Consider the following 15,486-nt stretch of genomic DNA (forward strand, 5'->3'; position numbering starts at 1 on the left):
CCCGGTGGGCAGGTAAAAGCAAAACGGCAACCTCGGTTGCCGTTTTTTAGTTTTTTCTCCCTCTCCCTGTGGGAGAGGGCCGGGGTGCGGGCATCAGGCATTAGCTTTAATCAACACCCGTTCACTTACCCCACGCTTCATCACCCGATCCAGCACTTCGGCTTCCAGCTCCCCCAGTCGGGCCGATCCCACGCGGCGAGGACGCGGAATATCTACCGTCAGATCCAGACCAATTTTACCTTCTTCTATTAACAGCACCCTGTCTGCCATTGCCACGGCTTCACTGACATCATGCGTCACCAGCAGCACCGTAAAGCCGTGCGTCTGCCATAGGGTTTCAATCAGATCCTGCATTTCGATCCGCGTCAGGGCATCAAGCGCGCCGAGCGGTTCATCAAGCAGCAGCAGGCCGGGACGATGAATCAGCGCGCGTGCCAGCGCTACGCGCTGCTTTTGTCCACCCGACAGGGCCGCAGGCCACTCTCCCGCGCGATTCTCCAGCCCTACCGCAGCGAGTGCCTGCCGGGCGTCCTCCCGCCAGATGCCCTTCAGGCCCAGCCCGACGTTATCCATCACCGTTTTCCACGGCAGCAGACGCGCATCCTGAAACATCATGCGCGTATCATCCTGAATCGTGGCCAGCGGCGTAGTGCCTGCCAGAATGTCACCGCTGTTTGGCGCTTCCAGCCCGGCTAAAAGACGCAGCAGGGTACTCTTGCCGCCACCGCTGCGGCCGACAACGGCAACAAACTGTCCGGCAGGAATATGCAGATCCAGTGCATTCAGAATGGTGTTGTCGCCGTAGCGTTTGGTCACGCCGTTCAGCAGTAACGGTGTTCCCTGGTTCAGTCGTGCAGTATTCATGCTTTCGCCTCCTGAGCGGTGTAGGCCGGGTTCCAGCGCAGCCAGCTACGTTCCAGCCACTGGGCGCTGACGTCCGCAAGTTTGCCGAGCAGGGCATAAAGGATAATGGCAACCACCACCACGTCCGTTTGCAGGAACTCGCGGGCGTTCATCGCCAGATAACCAATGCCGGAGTTAGCCGAAATGGTTTCCGCCACGATCAGGGTTAGCCACATCAGGCCGAGCGCAAAACGCACCCCAACCATAATGGAGGGCAGGGCGCCCGGCAGGATCACATGGGTAAACAGGGCAAAACCTGACAGGCCATAGCTGCGGGCCATCTCAACCAGACCGCGATCGATATTGCGGATCCCATGCCAGGTATTGATATAAATCGGGAATAACGTTCCCAGCGCCACGAGGAAAATTTTGGCGCTCTCATCAATGCCAAACCACAAAATAACCAGTGGGATAAGCGCCAGATGCGGCACGTTACGCAGCATCTGAACGGAGGTATCCAGCAGCCGCTCACCCCAGCGGGACAGGCCGCTGATCAGCCCCAGCGTCAGGCCGATGCTTCCGCCAATCGAAAAGCCGATTACCGCGCGCCAGGAGCTGATGGCAAGATGTTGCCACAGCTCACCGCTGGCGCTGAGCGACCAGAACGCTTCCACAACGCCCTCCGGAGAGGGCAAAATGCGGCTCGACAGCCAGCCAGTTGAAGACGCCAGTTGCCAGACGAGGACAATGCCGACGGGCAGAAACCACGGCGCGGCGCGCAGTAGCCATTTTTGTGCGGTTGCAGACATGGTGGCTCCTTAGCTTTGCGCGACTTTTCTCGGGATAAACGCGTTCGCCACGGCTTCGCCCTGTAACTGAAGCTGGCGTGGCTGCGGAATTTCCGGGATAGCGACATCCAGGTGCGGAAACAGCAGTTCACCCACCTTGTACGCCTCCTCCAGATGCGGGTAGCCAGACAGGATAAAGCTGTCGATCCCCAGCGCCGCGTATTCATTAATGCGTGCCGCTACGGTTGGACCGTCGCCGACCAGCGCCGTGCCGGCGCCGCCGCGCACCAGACCCACCCCGGCCCACAGGTTCGGGCTGATCTCAAGATTTTCACGCTTGCCGTTGTGCAGGGAGGCCATCCGGTGCTGGCCCACGGAGTCGGTTTTGGCAAACGCCGCCTGTGCTTTGGCGATAGTGTCGTCGTCCAGATGAGCGATCAGACGGTCGGCGGCTTGCCAGGCCTCGTCGTTGGTTTCGCGGACGATCACGTGCAGGCGAATACCAAAGCGTACCGTACGGCCATGTTCTGCGGCTTTAGCGCGTACCTGAGCAATTTTCTCTTTCACCAGCTCCGGTGGTTCGCCCCAGGTCAGATAGAGATCGACCTGCTCGGCCGCCAGCTCCTGCGCCACGTCCGACGATCCGCCAAAATAGAGGGGAGGGCGCGGCTGCTGTACCGGCGGGAAGTAGAGCTGCGCATCGCGAACGTGGATATGTTTCCCTTCGAAGGTGACGGTTTCCCCTTCCAGCAGACGTCGCCAGACGCGGGTGAACTCTGCGGAGGCTTCATAGCGTTCGGTATGATCGAGGAAAACGCCATCCCCCGCCAGCTCCTGCGGATCGCTGCCCGTCACAAGGTTGAACAGCGCACGGCCGTTGGAAAGCCTGTCCAGCGTTGCCGCCTGACGCGCCGCGACGGTGGGCGACACCACGCTCGGGCGCAAGGCTACCAGGAATTTCAGGCGCTGGGTGACGGGGATCATTGACGCGGCAACCAGCCACGCATCCTCACATGAACGGCCCGTCGGGATCAGCACCCCGGTAAAACCGATGCGGTCTGCCGCCTGGGCGATCTGCTGTAGGTAGCCGTGATCGACCGGGCGGGCGCCTTCTTCTGTGCCAAGATAGTGTCCATCACCGTGGGTGGGTAAAAACCAGAAAAGATTCAGACTCATGATTTTTTTCCTTCAATGCCAGCGGGTTGCCAGATGCGTTCGCGAATATTCACCTGCTTTGGAACCAGGCGGTTTTGATAAAAGAGGTCTGCCGTTTGCTGCTGGAGAGCGGCAACGTGGGCGTCAACCGGCGCTATGGTGGTGGGAGGACGGTGGTCAAGATAGGTGGCGATCACCGGTTCAGGCAGGCCCATGGTTTTTGCCAGCAGCGTGATGCTCTGCTGACGCTGGCTTTGGGTCAGCGCATCGGCCTGAGAGAAGGTATCCAGCACCTGCTGAATAAAGGCGCCATTTTTCTCAGCGTAAGGACGTGCCGCCAGGTAGAACGAACCGGTCTGCTTCAGGGTGGTGCCGTCTTTCAGCACCCGCACACCGCCCTGCAACAGTGCGGCGGAGTAGTACGGATCCCAGATAGCCCAGGCATCAACATTTTTTTGCTGAAACGCCGCGCGCGCATCGGCAGGCGTCAGGTAAACGGGCTGGATATCGGTGAATTTTAGGCCGGCCTCCTGCAACGCGCGCAGCAGCAGGTTGTGCGAGCTTGAACCTTTCTGGAAAGCAACCTTATGGCCTTTGAGGTCGGCGACGCTTTTGATCTCGCTGTTTTCGGGCACCAAAATAACCTCTGCCTTCGGCTTGGCGGGCTCAACGCCAACGTAAACCAGATCCGCCCCGGCAGCCTGCGCAAAGATCGGCGGGATATCGCCGGTGCTGCCTAAATCAATACTCCCGACGTTCAGCGCCTCCAGCATCTGTGGTCCGGCAGGGAACTCGACCCATGAGAATTTGGTCTCCGGGAAACGCTTCTCCAGCAACGCATGGCTTTTCGCCAGCACCATGCTGACGCTGCCTTTCTGATAACCGATACGCAGGCTCTCCGGCGCTTTCACCGTCGCCTGAGCCAGCGACGCCACTGCCAGCAGACCTGCCAGCCCGATACGGGTAACTGTTTTAAACATGCGCCACTCCTTGTGATTGATGAAATGCCGCCGCGTGGCGATCCCGACGGTTCAGGGCGTGCCAGAAGGTTTCAAGCGCGCTGTCGAGGCGGGTTTGCAGATTCGGCGTGAAATGCGGTTTATGCTGGTAGTCGATTACCTGTGAGTCGTCAGCGAAGACGCCATGCAGGATCTCCTGTGCTTTCAGCGCGTTCAGAACCGGCTTGAGGGCATAATCCACCGCCAGTAAATGGGCTACCGTACCGCCTGTGGCCAGCGGCAGGACGACCTTACCGTCCAGCGCACGTTCGGGCAGCAGATCGAGGAGCGTTTTCAGTGCGCCGGAAAAAGAAGCTTTATAAATCGGTGTCGCGACGACCAGCCCGTCAGCACTCTTAAGTTGTTCGATCAGGGTTTTCAGCGCCGGGCTGTCGAAACGGGCGTAGAGCAGATCTTCAGGCGCGAAATTGTGCAAATTCCAGTGACACACTTCGACATCCAGAGCATTAAGCTTTTCGCGAGCGTATTCCAGCAGTGCGCTGGAGCGAGAGGGGAAGCGGGGGCTTCCGGCCAGGGTAATGACGCGCATGGTTGCTCCTTATAACTAATTGTTTGCTTTTATCTAACATTCATAACAATTTTCAGGAGTGTGACATTGCGTGGTTATTCCACTAAATGATTTATCCTCAGGATGAATGCAGAAAAATGCATAAGAAGCGAACCGATAAGTAAACGATTGCGTTTTACGTGGCTTTTTTGCCACAGGTCAATTCCCTTTCCGGGCGGGATCGCACATAATCCCCTCCCGGTTTGCACACCGGGAATCCAGGAGAGTTCATGTACTACCCCTTCGTTCGTAAAGCCCTTTTCCAGCTCGATCCTGAGCGCGCTCATGAATTTACATTTCAGCAGTTACGCCGTATTACAGGAACGCCTCTGGCCGCGCTGGTGCGTCAAAACGTGCCGGAAAAACCAGTTCAGTGCATGGGCCTGACTTTCAAAAATCCACTGGGCCTGGCGGCCGGTCTGGACAAAAATGGCGAATGCATTGATGCACTCGGTGCGATGGGCTTTGGCTCGATCGAAATCGGGACGGTAACGCCGCGTCCGCAGCCGGGAAATGACAAGCCACGTCTGTTTCGCCTGGTTGAAGCCGAAGGGCTGATCAACCGCATGGGCTTTAATAACCTTGGCGTCGATCATCTGGTTGAGAACGTTAAGAAAGCCCATTTTGATGGCGTGCTGGGTATAAATATTGGCAAAAATAAAGACACGCCGGTCGAGCAGGGTAAAGATGACTATCTGATTTGTATGGAAAAAGTCTATGCCTATGCCGGTTATATTGCGGTGAATATTTCCTCGCCTAACACCCCAGGGCTGCGTTCATTACAATATGGCGAAGCGCTCGACGATCTTCTTAGCGCCATTAAAAATAAACAAACGGCGCTACAGGCGATCCACCATAAATATGTTCCGGTCGCGGTTAAGATCGCCCCGGATCTTTCGGCAGAAGAATTGATCCAGGTTGCCGACAGTTTAGTTCGCCATAATATTGATGGTGTGATTGCGACCAATACGACACTCGATCGCTCTCTCGTTCAGGGAATGAAAAACTGTGACGAAGCGGGTGGATTAAGTGGCCGTCCGGTACAATTAAAAAGCACCGAAATTATTCGCGCACTCTCCGCGGAATTAAAAGGCCAGCTGCCGATTATTGGCGTGGGTGGCATTGACTCCGTCATCGCTGCACGTGAGAAGATGGCGGCAGGCGCATCGCTGGTGCAAATTTATTCCGGCTTTATTTTTAAAGGGCCGCCGCTGATTAAAGAAATCGTCACGCATATCTAATCTTTTCTCTTAATCAGACAACCAGGGCTTTATTTCCAGCCCTGGTTGTTTTATATTCCGTCATTGTTGCTTATTTAGACATTATAGTCTTTTATTACTAGTGTTATAAGCGAAGCGGCAAACAGGACATTTTTAGTACAGGACGTTTAGGGGACGGGAGAGAAACATGCGAATTAAACCTGACGATAACTGGCGCTGGTATTTTTGTGAAGAGCATGACCGTATGATGCTCGACTTAGCCAATGGCATGTTGTTTCGCTCTCGTTTTGCGCGCCGAATGTTAACCCCAGACGCGTTTGCTCCCTCAGGCTTTTGCGTTGACGATGCTGCACTCTATTTCTCTTTCGAAGAAAAATGCCGCGAGTTCGATCTCTCCAAAGAACAGCGCGCTGAACTGGTATTAAATGCACTGGTGGCGATCCGTTTCCTGAAACCGCAAATGCCGAAAAGCTGGCATTTCCTTGCGCACGGCATGAGCTGGACCCCGGCTATCGGCGATGCGGCGAGCGTCAATCTGAGCGATACCGAAGAGGAGGTGAATTTGCTGGTGGTTGAACCCGGTGAAAACGCTGCGCTCTGTTTGCTGGCCCAACCCGGCGTGACCATTGCCGGGCGAGTTATGCAGTTAGGTGATGCCATCAAAGTGATGAACGACAGGCTGAAGCCACAGCTGCGCGTTGATTCCTTCAGCCTCGAACAGGCGGTTTAAGCTTCCAGCTGTACGGATGTTTTCGGGACACAGCTACAGCACAGGATCGTGCCGTCACCGCCAATCGCAGATTTCTTCAGGGCACTCACTTCACCATCGACCAGTTTAATGCGACAGCATCCGCAAATCCCCGCGCGACAGGAATACGGTACGCGGATACCCGCCTGTTCCAGTTGTTCCAGTAGCACCTGCTGATTGTTACCACGGATAACTTTGCCTTCCCAGTGAATATCCACCGCGGAAGCGACGTTGGTTACCACGTCAACCATCTCTTCTTCCTGACCTGCGCCGTACACCCTGGCAGGCCCGCGGGTAAGGATCTCGATCTCGTCGCCCACGCGGATCACACCGCTGGAGCGGGGGATCAGGTTCTGGCCAAAGTCGACATCACCTTTATCCTGCGCGGTGCGAAATGACTGCAAGGTTTTTAGCGGTTCACCGGAAGGATGCTTCTGGCCTTTCTCCGGGCTAATGGTGGTGAGAATACAGCGGCTGCACGGTTTCACCACGTCAAAAATAACGCTGCCGATGCGGATGACTTTCCAGGTATCTTCATCCCAGGCCTCCGCTCCGGTCACCACCAGATTCGGGCGAAACTGCTCCATCTGCACGCTGGCTTTGCAACGTTTTTGTAAATCTCGCAGCGAGGCCTCGCTGGTCAGCAGAAAGGGAAAACCATCCGCGAAGGAGAGGGGAACCGCATCGTGGCGCTTCACGCGACGGGTCAGCGCAGGCCCAACCCAGCGCAGCTGAACGTCACGGGAGAAAAAGCCGCTGAGCCACTGGTTAATGTTATCCGGCGCGATACGCGCGGTAAAATGATTGCCCCACACTTCCGTTGGCGCATCAAGCGGCGCAAAATCAGCAAAGCGGATCACGACGCTTGAATCGTCTGGCGCGGTCAAATGCAGCCCGTCATGAAGCGGGGAAGGCGTAAAGCGAACCATCTGCGGGAACTGACGTGCGGTGATAAACGTACCGTCAGGCTCGGTGACCATAAAAATACGATCGAAGGCGAATCCGCTCATATCGGCCAGCGCGTGAGTCACGCCGATACCGCGCATCGATTTCACCGGATGAATAAAAAGCCTGGATAACGTCGCCACTACACACTCCCGCTAAAGAAAATAAGCCTTCAACTTTATGACATACACGCCATATTAGCTATAATGCGCGACAATTTTCTATGAGTAAAAGTGACGATATGAATTCTCTGTTTGCCAGTACGGCCCGTGGGCTGGAAGAGCTGTTAAAAACTGAACTGGAAGCCCTGGGCGCGAAAGAGTGCCGGGTGGTTCAGGGTGGTGTCCATTTTGAGGGCGACACGCGGCTTATTTACCAGAGCCTGATGTGGAGCCGTCTGGCGTCGCGCATCATGCTGCCGATGAAAGAGTGCAAGGTCTACAGCGATCTTGATCTCTACACCGGCGTACAGATGATCGACTGGACAGAGATCTTCACCCCGGACGCCACCTTTGCGGTGCATTTCAACGGCGTCAACGATGAGATCCGCAACAGCCAGTACGGTGCCCTGCGCGTTAAGGATGCCATTGTGGACTGCTTCACGCGTCGTAATAAAGAACGTCCGAACGTTGACCGTGAAAACCCGGATCTGCGTATCAACGTCTGGCTGAACGGCGATACGGCCAGTATTTCCCTTGATCTGAGCGGCGCAGGCCTGCATCTGCGCGGTTATCGCGATCGCACCGGGATGGCGCCGATCAAAGAAACGCTGGCTGCCGCTATCGTGATGCGCTCCGGATGGCAGCCAGGTACGCCGCTGCTCGATCCGATGTGCGGTTCCGGTACGCTGCTGATTGAAGCCGCGATGCTGGCCACCGACCGTGCGCCAGGGCTGCACCGCGGCCACTGGGGCTTCAAAGGCTGGGCACAGCACGATGAGGCCATCTGGAAAGAGGTCAAAGACGATGCGCAGACCCGCGCCCGTAAAGGGCTGGCGGAATACACCTCTCACTTTTACGGTTCGGACAGCGATGCACGGGTGATTGAACGTGCGCGCAGCAACGCCCGTCGTGCCGGTATCGGCGAGCTGGTCACCTTCGAGGTGAAAGACGTGGCGAACCTGACCAACCCGTTGCCAAAAGGCCCGTACGGTACGGTGATCAGCAACCCGCCGTATGGTGAGCGTCTGGACAGCGAGCCGGCGCTGATTGCACTGCACAGCCTGCTGGGCCGCAACATGAAAGCGCATTTCGGCGGCTGGAACCTCTCCCTGTTTAGCGCCTCGCCGGAGCTGCTGAGCTGCCTGCAATTGCGTGCCGATCGCCAGTTCAAGGCGAAAAACGGCCCGCTGGACTGCGTGCAGAAAAACTACCATCTGGCAGAGATAGCGGCGGATAGCAAACCGTCAGGCGTGGCGGAAGATTACGCCAACCGCCTGCGCAAAAACCTGAAGAAATTTGAGAAGTGGGCAAAGCAGGAAGGCATCGAATGTTATCGCCTGTACGACGCTGACCTGCCGGAATACAACGTGGCGGTTGACCGCTATGCGGACTGGGTAGTGGTTCAGGAATACGCCCCGCCGAAAACTATCGATGCGCAAAAAGCGCGTCAGCGTATGCTGGATGTGATTGCGGCCACCATCGCCGTACTCGGCATTTCGCCAAACAAGCTGGTGCTGAAAACCCGTGAGCGTCAGAAAGGCAAAAACCAGTATCAGAAGATGGGCGAGAAGGGTGACTTCATCGAAGTGGGCGAATATAACGCGCGCCTGTGGGTTAACCTGACCGACTACCTTGATACCGGTCTGTTCCTCGACCACCGTATCGCCCGCCGCATGCTGGGCCAGATGAGCAAGGGCAAAGACTTCCTGAACCTGTTCTCCTATACCGGCAGCGCCAGCGTTCATGCGGGGCTTGGCGGCGCGCGTAGCACCACCACGGTAGATATGTCACGAACTTATCTGGAGTGGGCAGAGCGCAACCTGCGTCTTAACGGCTTAACCGGTCGTCAGCATCGCCTGTTACAGGCCGACGTGCTGGGCTGGCTGCGCGATACCGACGAGCAGTTTGACCTGATCTTTATCGATCCGCCGACCTTCTCTAACTCCAAGCGTATGGAGGATAGCTTTGACGTTCAACGCGATCACCTGCGCCTGATGACCGACCTGAAGCGCCTGCTGCGTAAAGGCGGCACCATTATGTTCTCGAACAACAAGCGCGGATTCCGCATGGATCACGACGGCCTGGCCGAACTGGGACTGAAAGCACAAGAAATCAGCCAAAAAACGCTGTCTCAGGACTTTGCCCGTAACCGTCAAATCCACAACTGCTGGCTGATTTCCGCGGTCTGAAAGGAAAAATAAATGTCTTTAATTAGTATGCACGGCGCGTGGCTCTCTTTCAGCGACTCACCGCTTCTCGATAATGCAGAGCTGCATATCGAAGATAACGAGCGCGTCTGTCTGGTGGGCCGTAACGGCGCAGGTAAATCGACGCTGATGAAAATCCTCAACCGTGAGCAGGGGCTGGATGACGGCCGTATTGTTTACGAGCAGGATCTGATCGTCTCTCGTCTGCAACAGGATCCGCCGCGTAACGTCACCGGCAGCGTTTACGATTTTGTGGCCGAAGGGATTTCAGAGCAGGCGGAATACCTCAAGCGTTACCACGAGATTTCGCATCTGGTGATGACGGACCCGAGCGACAAGAATCTCAACGAGCTGGCAAAAGTGCAGGAGATGCTCGATCACCACGGTCTGTGGCAGCTGGAAAACCGCATTAATGAAGTGCTGGCCCAGCTTGGCCTGGAAGCGGATATGGAGCTGTCGGCGCTCTCCGGCGGCTGGCTGCGTAAAGCGGCGCTGGGCCGTGCCCTGGTGAGCGGGCCTAAGGTGCTGCTGCTGGACGAACCGACGAACCACCTGGATATCGAAGCGATTGACTGGCTGGAAGGGTTCCTGAAAACCTTTAACGGCACCATTATCTTCATCTCCCACGACCGTTCGTTCATTCGCAATATGGCCACGCGCATTGTCGACCTCGACCGCGGCAAGCTGGTGACTTACCCGGGCGATTACGATACCTATCTACTGGAGAAAGAAGAGAACCTGCGCGTCGAAGAGCTGCAAAACGCCGAGTTCGACCGCAAGCTGGCACAGGAAGAGGTCTGGATCCGTCAGGGCATCAAAGCCCGTCGTACCCGTAACGAAGGCCGCGTTCGCGCCCTGAAGGCGATGCGCCGCGAACGTAGCGAACGCCGTGAAGTCATGGGGAGCGCCAAAATGCAGGTTGAAGAGGCGTCCCGCTCGGGCAAGATTGTCTTCGAAATGGAGAACGTGAATTATTCGGTTGACGGCAAAGTGCTGGTAAACGATTTCTCCGCTCAGGTTCAGCGCGGCGACAAAATTGCGCTGATCGGCCCGAACGGGTGCGGTAAAACCACGCTGCTGAAACTGATGCTCGGCCAGCTCCAGGCCGACAGCGGTCGTATCCACTGCGGTACCAAACTGGAAGTGGCGTACTTCGACCAGCACCGCGCAGAGCTGGATCCAGACCGTACGGTGATGGATAACCTCGCTGAGGGCAAACAGGAGGTCATGGTTAACGGCAAGCCGCGTCACGTGCTGGGCTACCTTCAGGACTTCCTGTTCCACCCGAAACGCGCCATGACGCCGGTGCGCGCGCTGTCCGGCGGTGAGCGTAACCGTCTTTTGCTGGCGCGTTTGTTCCTGAAACCCAGTAACTTATTGATTCTCGATGAACCGACTAACGATCTGGATGTCGAAACGCTGGAACTGCTGGAAGAGTTGATTGATGGTTATCAGGGAACCGTGATGCTGGTCAGCCACGATCGTCAGTTTGTCGATAACACCGTGACCGAGTGCTGGATCTTCGAAGGCGAAGGACGCATCGGGCAATATGTAGGCGGCTATCATGACGCGCGTGGACAGCAATCGCAGTCGCTGGCGCAAAAACAGGCGAAGACCAAAAATGTCGCTGAACCTGTTGTTGCGAAAGCAGAAACTGTCAAAAAGTCTCCTGCTAAAATGAGTTATAACTTGCAGCGCGAGCTGGAGGGGCTGCCGCAGCGTCTGGAAGAGCTGGAAGCTGCACTGGAAGCACTGCAAATCCAGGTCGCTGATGCGTCATTCTTTACGCAGCCTTACGACTATACTCAGAAAGTATTGGCTGAACTCTCCCAGGCTGAACAGGCGCTGGAAGAGGCATTTGAGCGCTGGGAGTACCTTGAGTCTCTGAAAAACGGCGCATAAACAGGGATAATCTATGTGTGACCAGCACCATGCCGATCGGCATATATTATGCTCGCAATGCGATATGCTCGTGGCGTTGCCAGAGCTTGGTCACGGACATAAAGCTGCCTGCCCGCGCTGCGGCGCTACGCTGACGACCGAGTGGGACGCGCCAAGGCAGCGTCCTACGGCTTATGCGCTGGCAGCCTTATTCATGTTACTGCTCTCCAATCTCTTCCCTTTCATCTATATGAAAGTAGGTGGGATGACCAGCCAGGTAGATTTACTGGAAATTCCTGGCGTGATGTTCTCGGAAGATTACGCCAGCCTTGGCACCTTCTTTCTTCTGTTCGTGCAGATCGTCCCGGCTTTTTGCCTGGTCGTCATTCTGCTGCTGGTCAACCGCGTCAGGATGCCCACTGTCCTTAAAATCAAACTCGCGCGGATCCTTTTCCAGCTGAAAAGCTGGGGGATGGCGGAAATTTTTCTCGCGGGTATCCTGGTCAGCTTCGTGAAGCTGATGGCCTACGGCGATGTGGGGATTGGCAGCAGCTTTATTCCGTGGTGTCTGTATTGCGTGCTGCAACTGCGCGCGTTCCAGTGCGTGGACCGACGCTGGGCCTGGGACGATATTGCCCCGGCGCCGACGCTCTCGCAGACGGTAAAGGTGGGCGTACCGGGTATCCGTCAGGGGCTTCGCTCCTGCTCGTGCTGCACCGCCGTGCTGCCCGCGGATGTCGAGGTGTGTCCGCGCTGTGAAACAAAAGGTCACGTCCGGCGCAAAAATAGCCTGCAATGGACCATGGCGCTGCTGGTGACCTCTGTCATGCTCTATCTGCCCGCCAATATCTTGCCGATCATGATCACCGATTTGCTCGGCGACAGAATGCCCTCGACCATACTGGCCGGGGTGATTTTGCTGTGGAGCGAGGGATCTTACCCTGTAGCAGGCGTCATATTCCTCGCCAGTATTATGGTTCCGACCTTAAAGATGATTGCCATTGCCTGGCTTTGCTGGGATGCAAAAGGGCACGGTAAGCGAGACAGCGAGCGCATGCATCTGATTTATGAGGTCGTGGAATTTGTTGGCCGCTGGTCGATGATTGACGTGTTCGTGATTGCGGTTCTCTCAGCGCTGGTGCGTATGGGTGGGCTGATGAGTATTTATCCCGCTATGGGAGCGCTGATGTTTGCGTTGGTCGTCATTATGACCATGTTTGCGGCCATGACCTTCGACCCTCGTTTATCGTGGGATCGTGAGCCCGATTCAAGCCATGAGGAAGAGTAAGAGCATGGAAAATAAGAGTGGAGAGGCTAAAGTGCAGAAGGTCAGAAACTGGTCGCCGGTGTGGATTTTCCCCATCGTGACCGCGCTGATCGGTGCATGGATCCTGTTTTATCATTACAGCCATCAGGGACCGGAAGTCACGCTAATTACCACCAATGCAGAGGGGATTGAGGGCGGAAAAACCACCATCAAGAGCCGCAGCGTGGATGTGGGTGTCGTGGAAAGCGCGACCCTGACGGATGATTTAACCCATGTTGAAATCAAGGCCCGCCTGAATGCTGGCATGGAAAAACTGCTCCATGAAGATTCTGTTTTTTGGGTAGTGAAACCGCAGGTTGGGAGAGAAGGGATCAGCGGCTTAGGGACGCTATTGTCCGGGGCTTATATTGAACTCCAGCCCGGCAACAAAGGCGCCCAGCCAGCAAACTATCAGCTGCTGGATTCACCGCCGCTTGCGCCACCGGATGCAAAAGGGATCCGCGTTATTCTGGACAGTAAAAAAGCGGGCCAGCTCTCGCCGGGCGATCCGGTGCTGTTCCGTGGGTATCGCGTCGGTTCGGTTGAAACAAGCACCTTCGATCCGCAAAAACGGACCATCAGCTATCAGCTATTTATCAACGCGCCTAATGACCGCCTGGTGACCAGCAACGTTCGCTTCTGGAAAGACAGCGGGATCGCGGTAGATCTCACCTCTGCGGGGATGCGCGTTGAGATGGGTTCACTCACCACGCTGTTTGGTGGGGGCGTCAGTTTTGACGTGCCGGAAGGTATAGATCTGGGACAACCGGTGGCGGAAAAAACCGCCTTCAGACTGTTTGACGATCAAAAAAGCATTCAGGATGCGCTCTATACCGATCACATCGACTATCTTATGTTCTTTAAGGACTCTGTACGCGGCTTGCAGCCAGGAGCGCCAGTTGAGTTCCGCGGTATTCGTCTGGGAACAGTGGGACAAGTGCCTTACTTTGTTCCGGGACTGAAGCAGATGCTTGATGATGATTATCGTATTCCGGTGCTGATCCGCATTGAGCCTGAGCGTTTGATTAATCAGATAGGCGAGGACCAGGATATTGGGGAGCATATCAGCGACCTGCTGAATCGCGGGCTGCGCGGCTCGCTGAAAACCGGCAACCTGGTCACAGGGGCGTTGTATGTCGATATGGACTTCTATCCAAAAGCGCCACCAATGACGGGTATCCGTGAATTTGGTGGCTACAAAATCATTCCTACGGTCAGCAGTGGCCTGGCGCAGATCCAACAGCGTCTGATGGAAACGCTGGATAAGATCAACAATCTGCCGCTGAATCCAATGCTTGAGGCTGCGACGGGATCACTGCATCAGAGCCAGGCAACGATGCAACGTCTGCAAACCACCCTGGATAATATCAACAAGATCACGGCCAACCAGTCCATGCAGCAGCTGCCGCAGGATATGCAGAAAACGTTGCGCGAACTGAATCGTAGTATGCAGGGCTTCCAGCCGGGCTCAGCGGCCTACAACAAGATGGTGGCGGATATGCAACGTCTTGATCAGGTTTTACGCGAGCTACAGCCCGTTCTGAAAACGCTCAATGAAAAGAGCAACGCACTGGTGTTTGAAGCGAAAGACAAAAAGGATCCTGAGCCTAAGAGGGCGAAACAATGAAAAAATGGCTAATCATCGCAGGCGCACTGGTATTAACGGCCTGTAGCTCTGGAAGCGATAACAAAAGCTACTACCAGCTGCCGTTAAGCGCCCAGTCCGGTGCGCAGAGCAGCACCTCGCAGGGCAGCCGTCTGCTGTGGGTTGAACAGGTTGCCGTGCCAGATTACCTGGCGGGCAACGGGGTGGTCTACCAGACCAGCGATGTGCAGTACGTAATCGCCAACAATAACCTGTGGGCCAGCCCGCTGGATCAGCAGCTACGCAATACGCTGGTGGCGAATCTGAGCAGCCAGCTCCCCGGTTGGGTCGTTGCCTCGCAGCCTCTGGGAAGCGATCAGGACACTCTGAATGTTAACGTGACGGGATTCCATGGCCGCTATGATGGTGCCGTTGTTATCAGCGGGGAGTGGCTGCTGAATCACCAGGGTCAGCTGATTAAGCGTCCTTTTCATCTTGAACTCAAGCAGCAGAAAGATGGCTATGACGAAATGGTGAAAGTACTTGCGCAGGGATGGGCACAGGAGTCGGCTGCTATCGCAAGAGAGATTTCCCGCCTGCCATAAGTAAAATTCATCGACGAAAGCCGCACTCAGCTTCTTGCTGATTGCGGCTTTTTTTTCGTTTTGCGTTCAGGTTGTTACTTGTCCCGCGTCACATTTTTTGTACAAACGATCTTCCATGTAGCTCACAAATATGACACCCGTATGAATTTTGAACGTTGACGCTGACGTCGATTCGGGGTATTCGTTAACTGTGCTTGCACATATTGCAACCACTGTTTTCTTTCCACCAGACAAAAGAATGAGGGAAACGAGGCATGAAGAGACAGAAACGAGATCGCCTGGAAAGGGCTCATCAACGTGGTTATCAGGCTGGCATCGCCGGACGTTCAAAAGAAATGTGTCCCTATCAGGCCCTGAATCAAAGGTCCCAATGGCTAGGGGGCTGGCGAGAAGCCATCGGAGACAGGGCAGTACTTGCTTGATACCGTCTCTTTAAAAAGAAACCTCCGCAATGCGGAGGTTTCGCCTTTCTGTAA

The 15,486-nt window shown here is 55.7% G+C and carries 14 protein-coding genes; 8 read left to right on the forward strand and 6 right to left on the reverse strand.

What is annotated here, in order from left to right; genetic code table 11:
- Positions 1-93: 93 nt before the first annotated feature.
- From ssuB to ssuE, 5 genes are read right to left on the reverse strand one after another with little or no spacing between them, the layout of a single operon-like run.
- Entirely contained in the window at positions 94-864 is a 771-nt protein-coding gene (gene ssuB, locus O1724_RS08345) for an aliphatic sulfonates ABC transporter ATP-binding protein (protein ID WP_003858186.1), read from the reverse strand.
- On the reverse strand, positions 861-1,652 hold the full coding sequence (gene ssuC, locus O1724_RS08350; protein ID WP_003858185.1) for an aliphatic sulfonate ABC transporter permease SsuC: 792 nt from the start codon (positions 1,650-1,652) through the stop codon (positions 861-863). Before ssuC ends, ssuB begins: the two co-directional genes overlap by 4 nt.
- 9 nt (positions 1,653-1,661) lie before the next feature.
- Positions 1,662-2,807 (reverse strand): FMNH2-dependent alkanesulfonate monooxygenase, encoded by a 1,146-nt coding sequence (gene ssuD, locus O1724_RS08355; protein ID WP_017384817.1) that lies wholly within the window; start codon positions 2,805-2,807, stop codon positions 1,662-1,664.
- The gene (locus O1724_RS08360; RefSeq protein ID WP_023315761.1) at positions 2,804-3,766 is read right to left on the reverse strand and encodes a sulfonate ABC transporter substrate-binding protein; all 963 of its coding nucleotides are present in this window, start codon (positions 3,764-3,766) and stop codon (positions 2,804-2,806) included. Before O1724_RS08360 ends, ssuD begins: the two co-directional genes overlap by 4 nt.
- Positions 3,759-4,334 carry an NADPH-dependent FMN reductase gene (gene ssuE, locus O1724_RS08365; RefSeq protein ID WP_003858180.1) on the reverse strand — a complete coding sequence of 192 codons (576 nt, stop codon included), beginning with the start codon at positions 4,332-4,334 and terminating at the stop codon, positions 3,759-3,761. Before ssuE ends, O1724_RS08360 begins: the two co-directional genes overlap by 8 nt.
- 248 nt (positions 4,335-4,582) lie before the next feature.
- Between ssuE and pyrD the strand changes: the two genes are divergently transcribed.
- Together pyrD and zapC are read left to right on the forward strand one after the other, a co-directional pair.
- Entirely contained in the window at positions 4,583-5,593 is a 1,011-nt protein-coding gene (pyrD, locus tag O1724_RS08370; RefSeq protein ID WP_015570907.1) for a quinone-dependent dihydroorotate dehydrogenase, read from the forward strand.
- Positions 5,594-5,759: 166 nt separating this feature from the next.
- The gene (gene zapC, locus O1724_RS08375) at positions 5,760-6,302 is read left to right on the forward strand and encodes a cell division protein ZapC (protein WP_022650736.1); all 543 of its coding nucleotides are present in this window, start codon (positions 5,760-5,762) and stop codon (positions 6,300-6,302) included.
- Here zapC and O1724_RS08380 read toward each other — a convergent pair.
- A complete protein-coding gene (locus tag O1724_RS08380; RefSeq protein WP_126296708.1) occupies positions 6,299-7,408 on the reverse strand; it encodes a YcbX family protein in 1,110 nt (369 codons plus the stop codon). The two genes, zapC and O1724_RS08380, sit on opposite strands and share 4 nt — an antisense overlap.
- A gap of 98 nt (positions 7,409-7,506) precedes the next feature.
- On the opposite strand from O1724_RS08380, the gene rlmKL reads away from it, so the two are divergent.
- The 6 genes from rlmKL (at position 7,507) to rmf (ending at position 15,432) form a co-directional block, all read left to right on the forward strand.
- Positions 7,507-9,615 carry a bifunctional 23S rRNA (guanine(2069)-N(7))-methyltransferase RlmK/23S rRNA (guanine(2445)-N(2))-methyltransferase RlmL gene (gene rlmKL, locus O1724_RS08385; protein WP_003858171.1) on the forward strand — a complete coding sequence of 703 codons (2,109 nt, stop codon included), beginning with the start codon at positions 7,507-7,509 and terminating at the stop codon, positions 9,613-9,615.
- Positions 9,616-9,627: 12 nt separating this feature from the next.
- A complete protein-coding gene (locus tag O1724_RS08390) occupies positions 9,628-11,535 on the forward strand; it encodes an ABC transporter ATP-binding protein (protein ID WP_214595492.1) in 1,908 nt (635 codons plus the stop codon).
- A gap of 13 nt (positions 11,536-11,548) precedes the next feature.
- Positions 11,549-12,802, forward strand: a complete 1,254-nt coding sequence (gene pqiA / locus O1724_RS08395) for a membrane integrity-associated transporter subunit PqiA (protein ID WP_017693685.1) — start codon at positions 11,549-11,551, stop codon at positions 12,800-12,802.
- A gap of 4 nt (positions 12,803-12,806) precedes the next feature.
- Positions 12,807-14,447, forward strand: coding sequence for an intermembrane transport protein PqiB (gene pqiB, locus O1724_RS08400; protein WP_003858166.1), 1,641 nt, complete (start codon positions 12,807-12,809; stop codon positions 14,445-14,447).
- Complete coding sequence (gene pqiC / locus O1724_RS08405; protein ID WP_017384809.1) at positions 14,444-15,010, forward strand: membrane integrity-associated transporter subunit PqiC; 567 nt, start codon at positions 14,444-14,446, stop codon at positions 15,008-15,010. Before pqiB ends, pqiC begins: the two co-directional genes overlap by 4 nt.
- A gap of 254 nt (positions 15,011-15,264) precedes the next feature.
- A complete protein-coding gene (rmf, locus tag O1724_RS08410) occupies positions 15,265-15,432 on the forward strand; it encodes a ribosome modulation factor (protein WP_003858162.1) in 168 nt (55 codons plus the stop codon).
- Positions 15,433-15,486 lie beyond the last annotated feature (54 nt).

It is taken from the genome of Enterobacter cloacae complex sp. HYC074_NIDB (assembly GCF_056673345.1).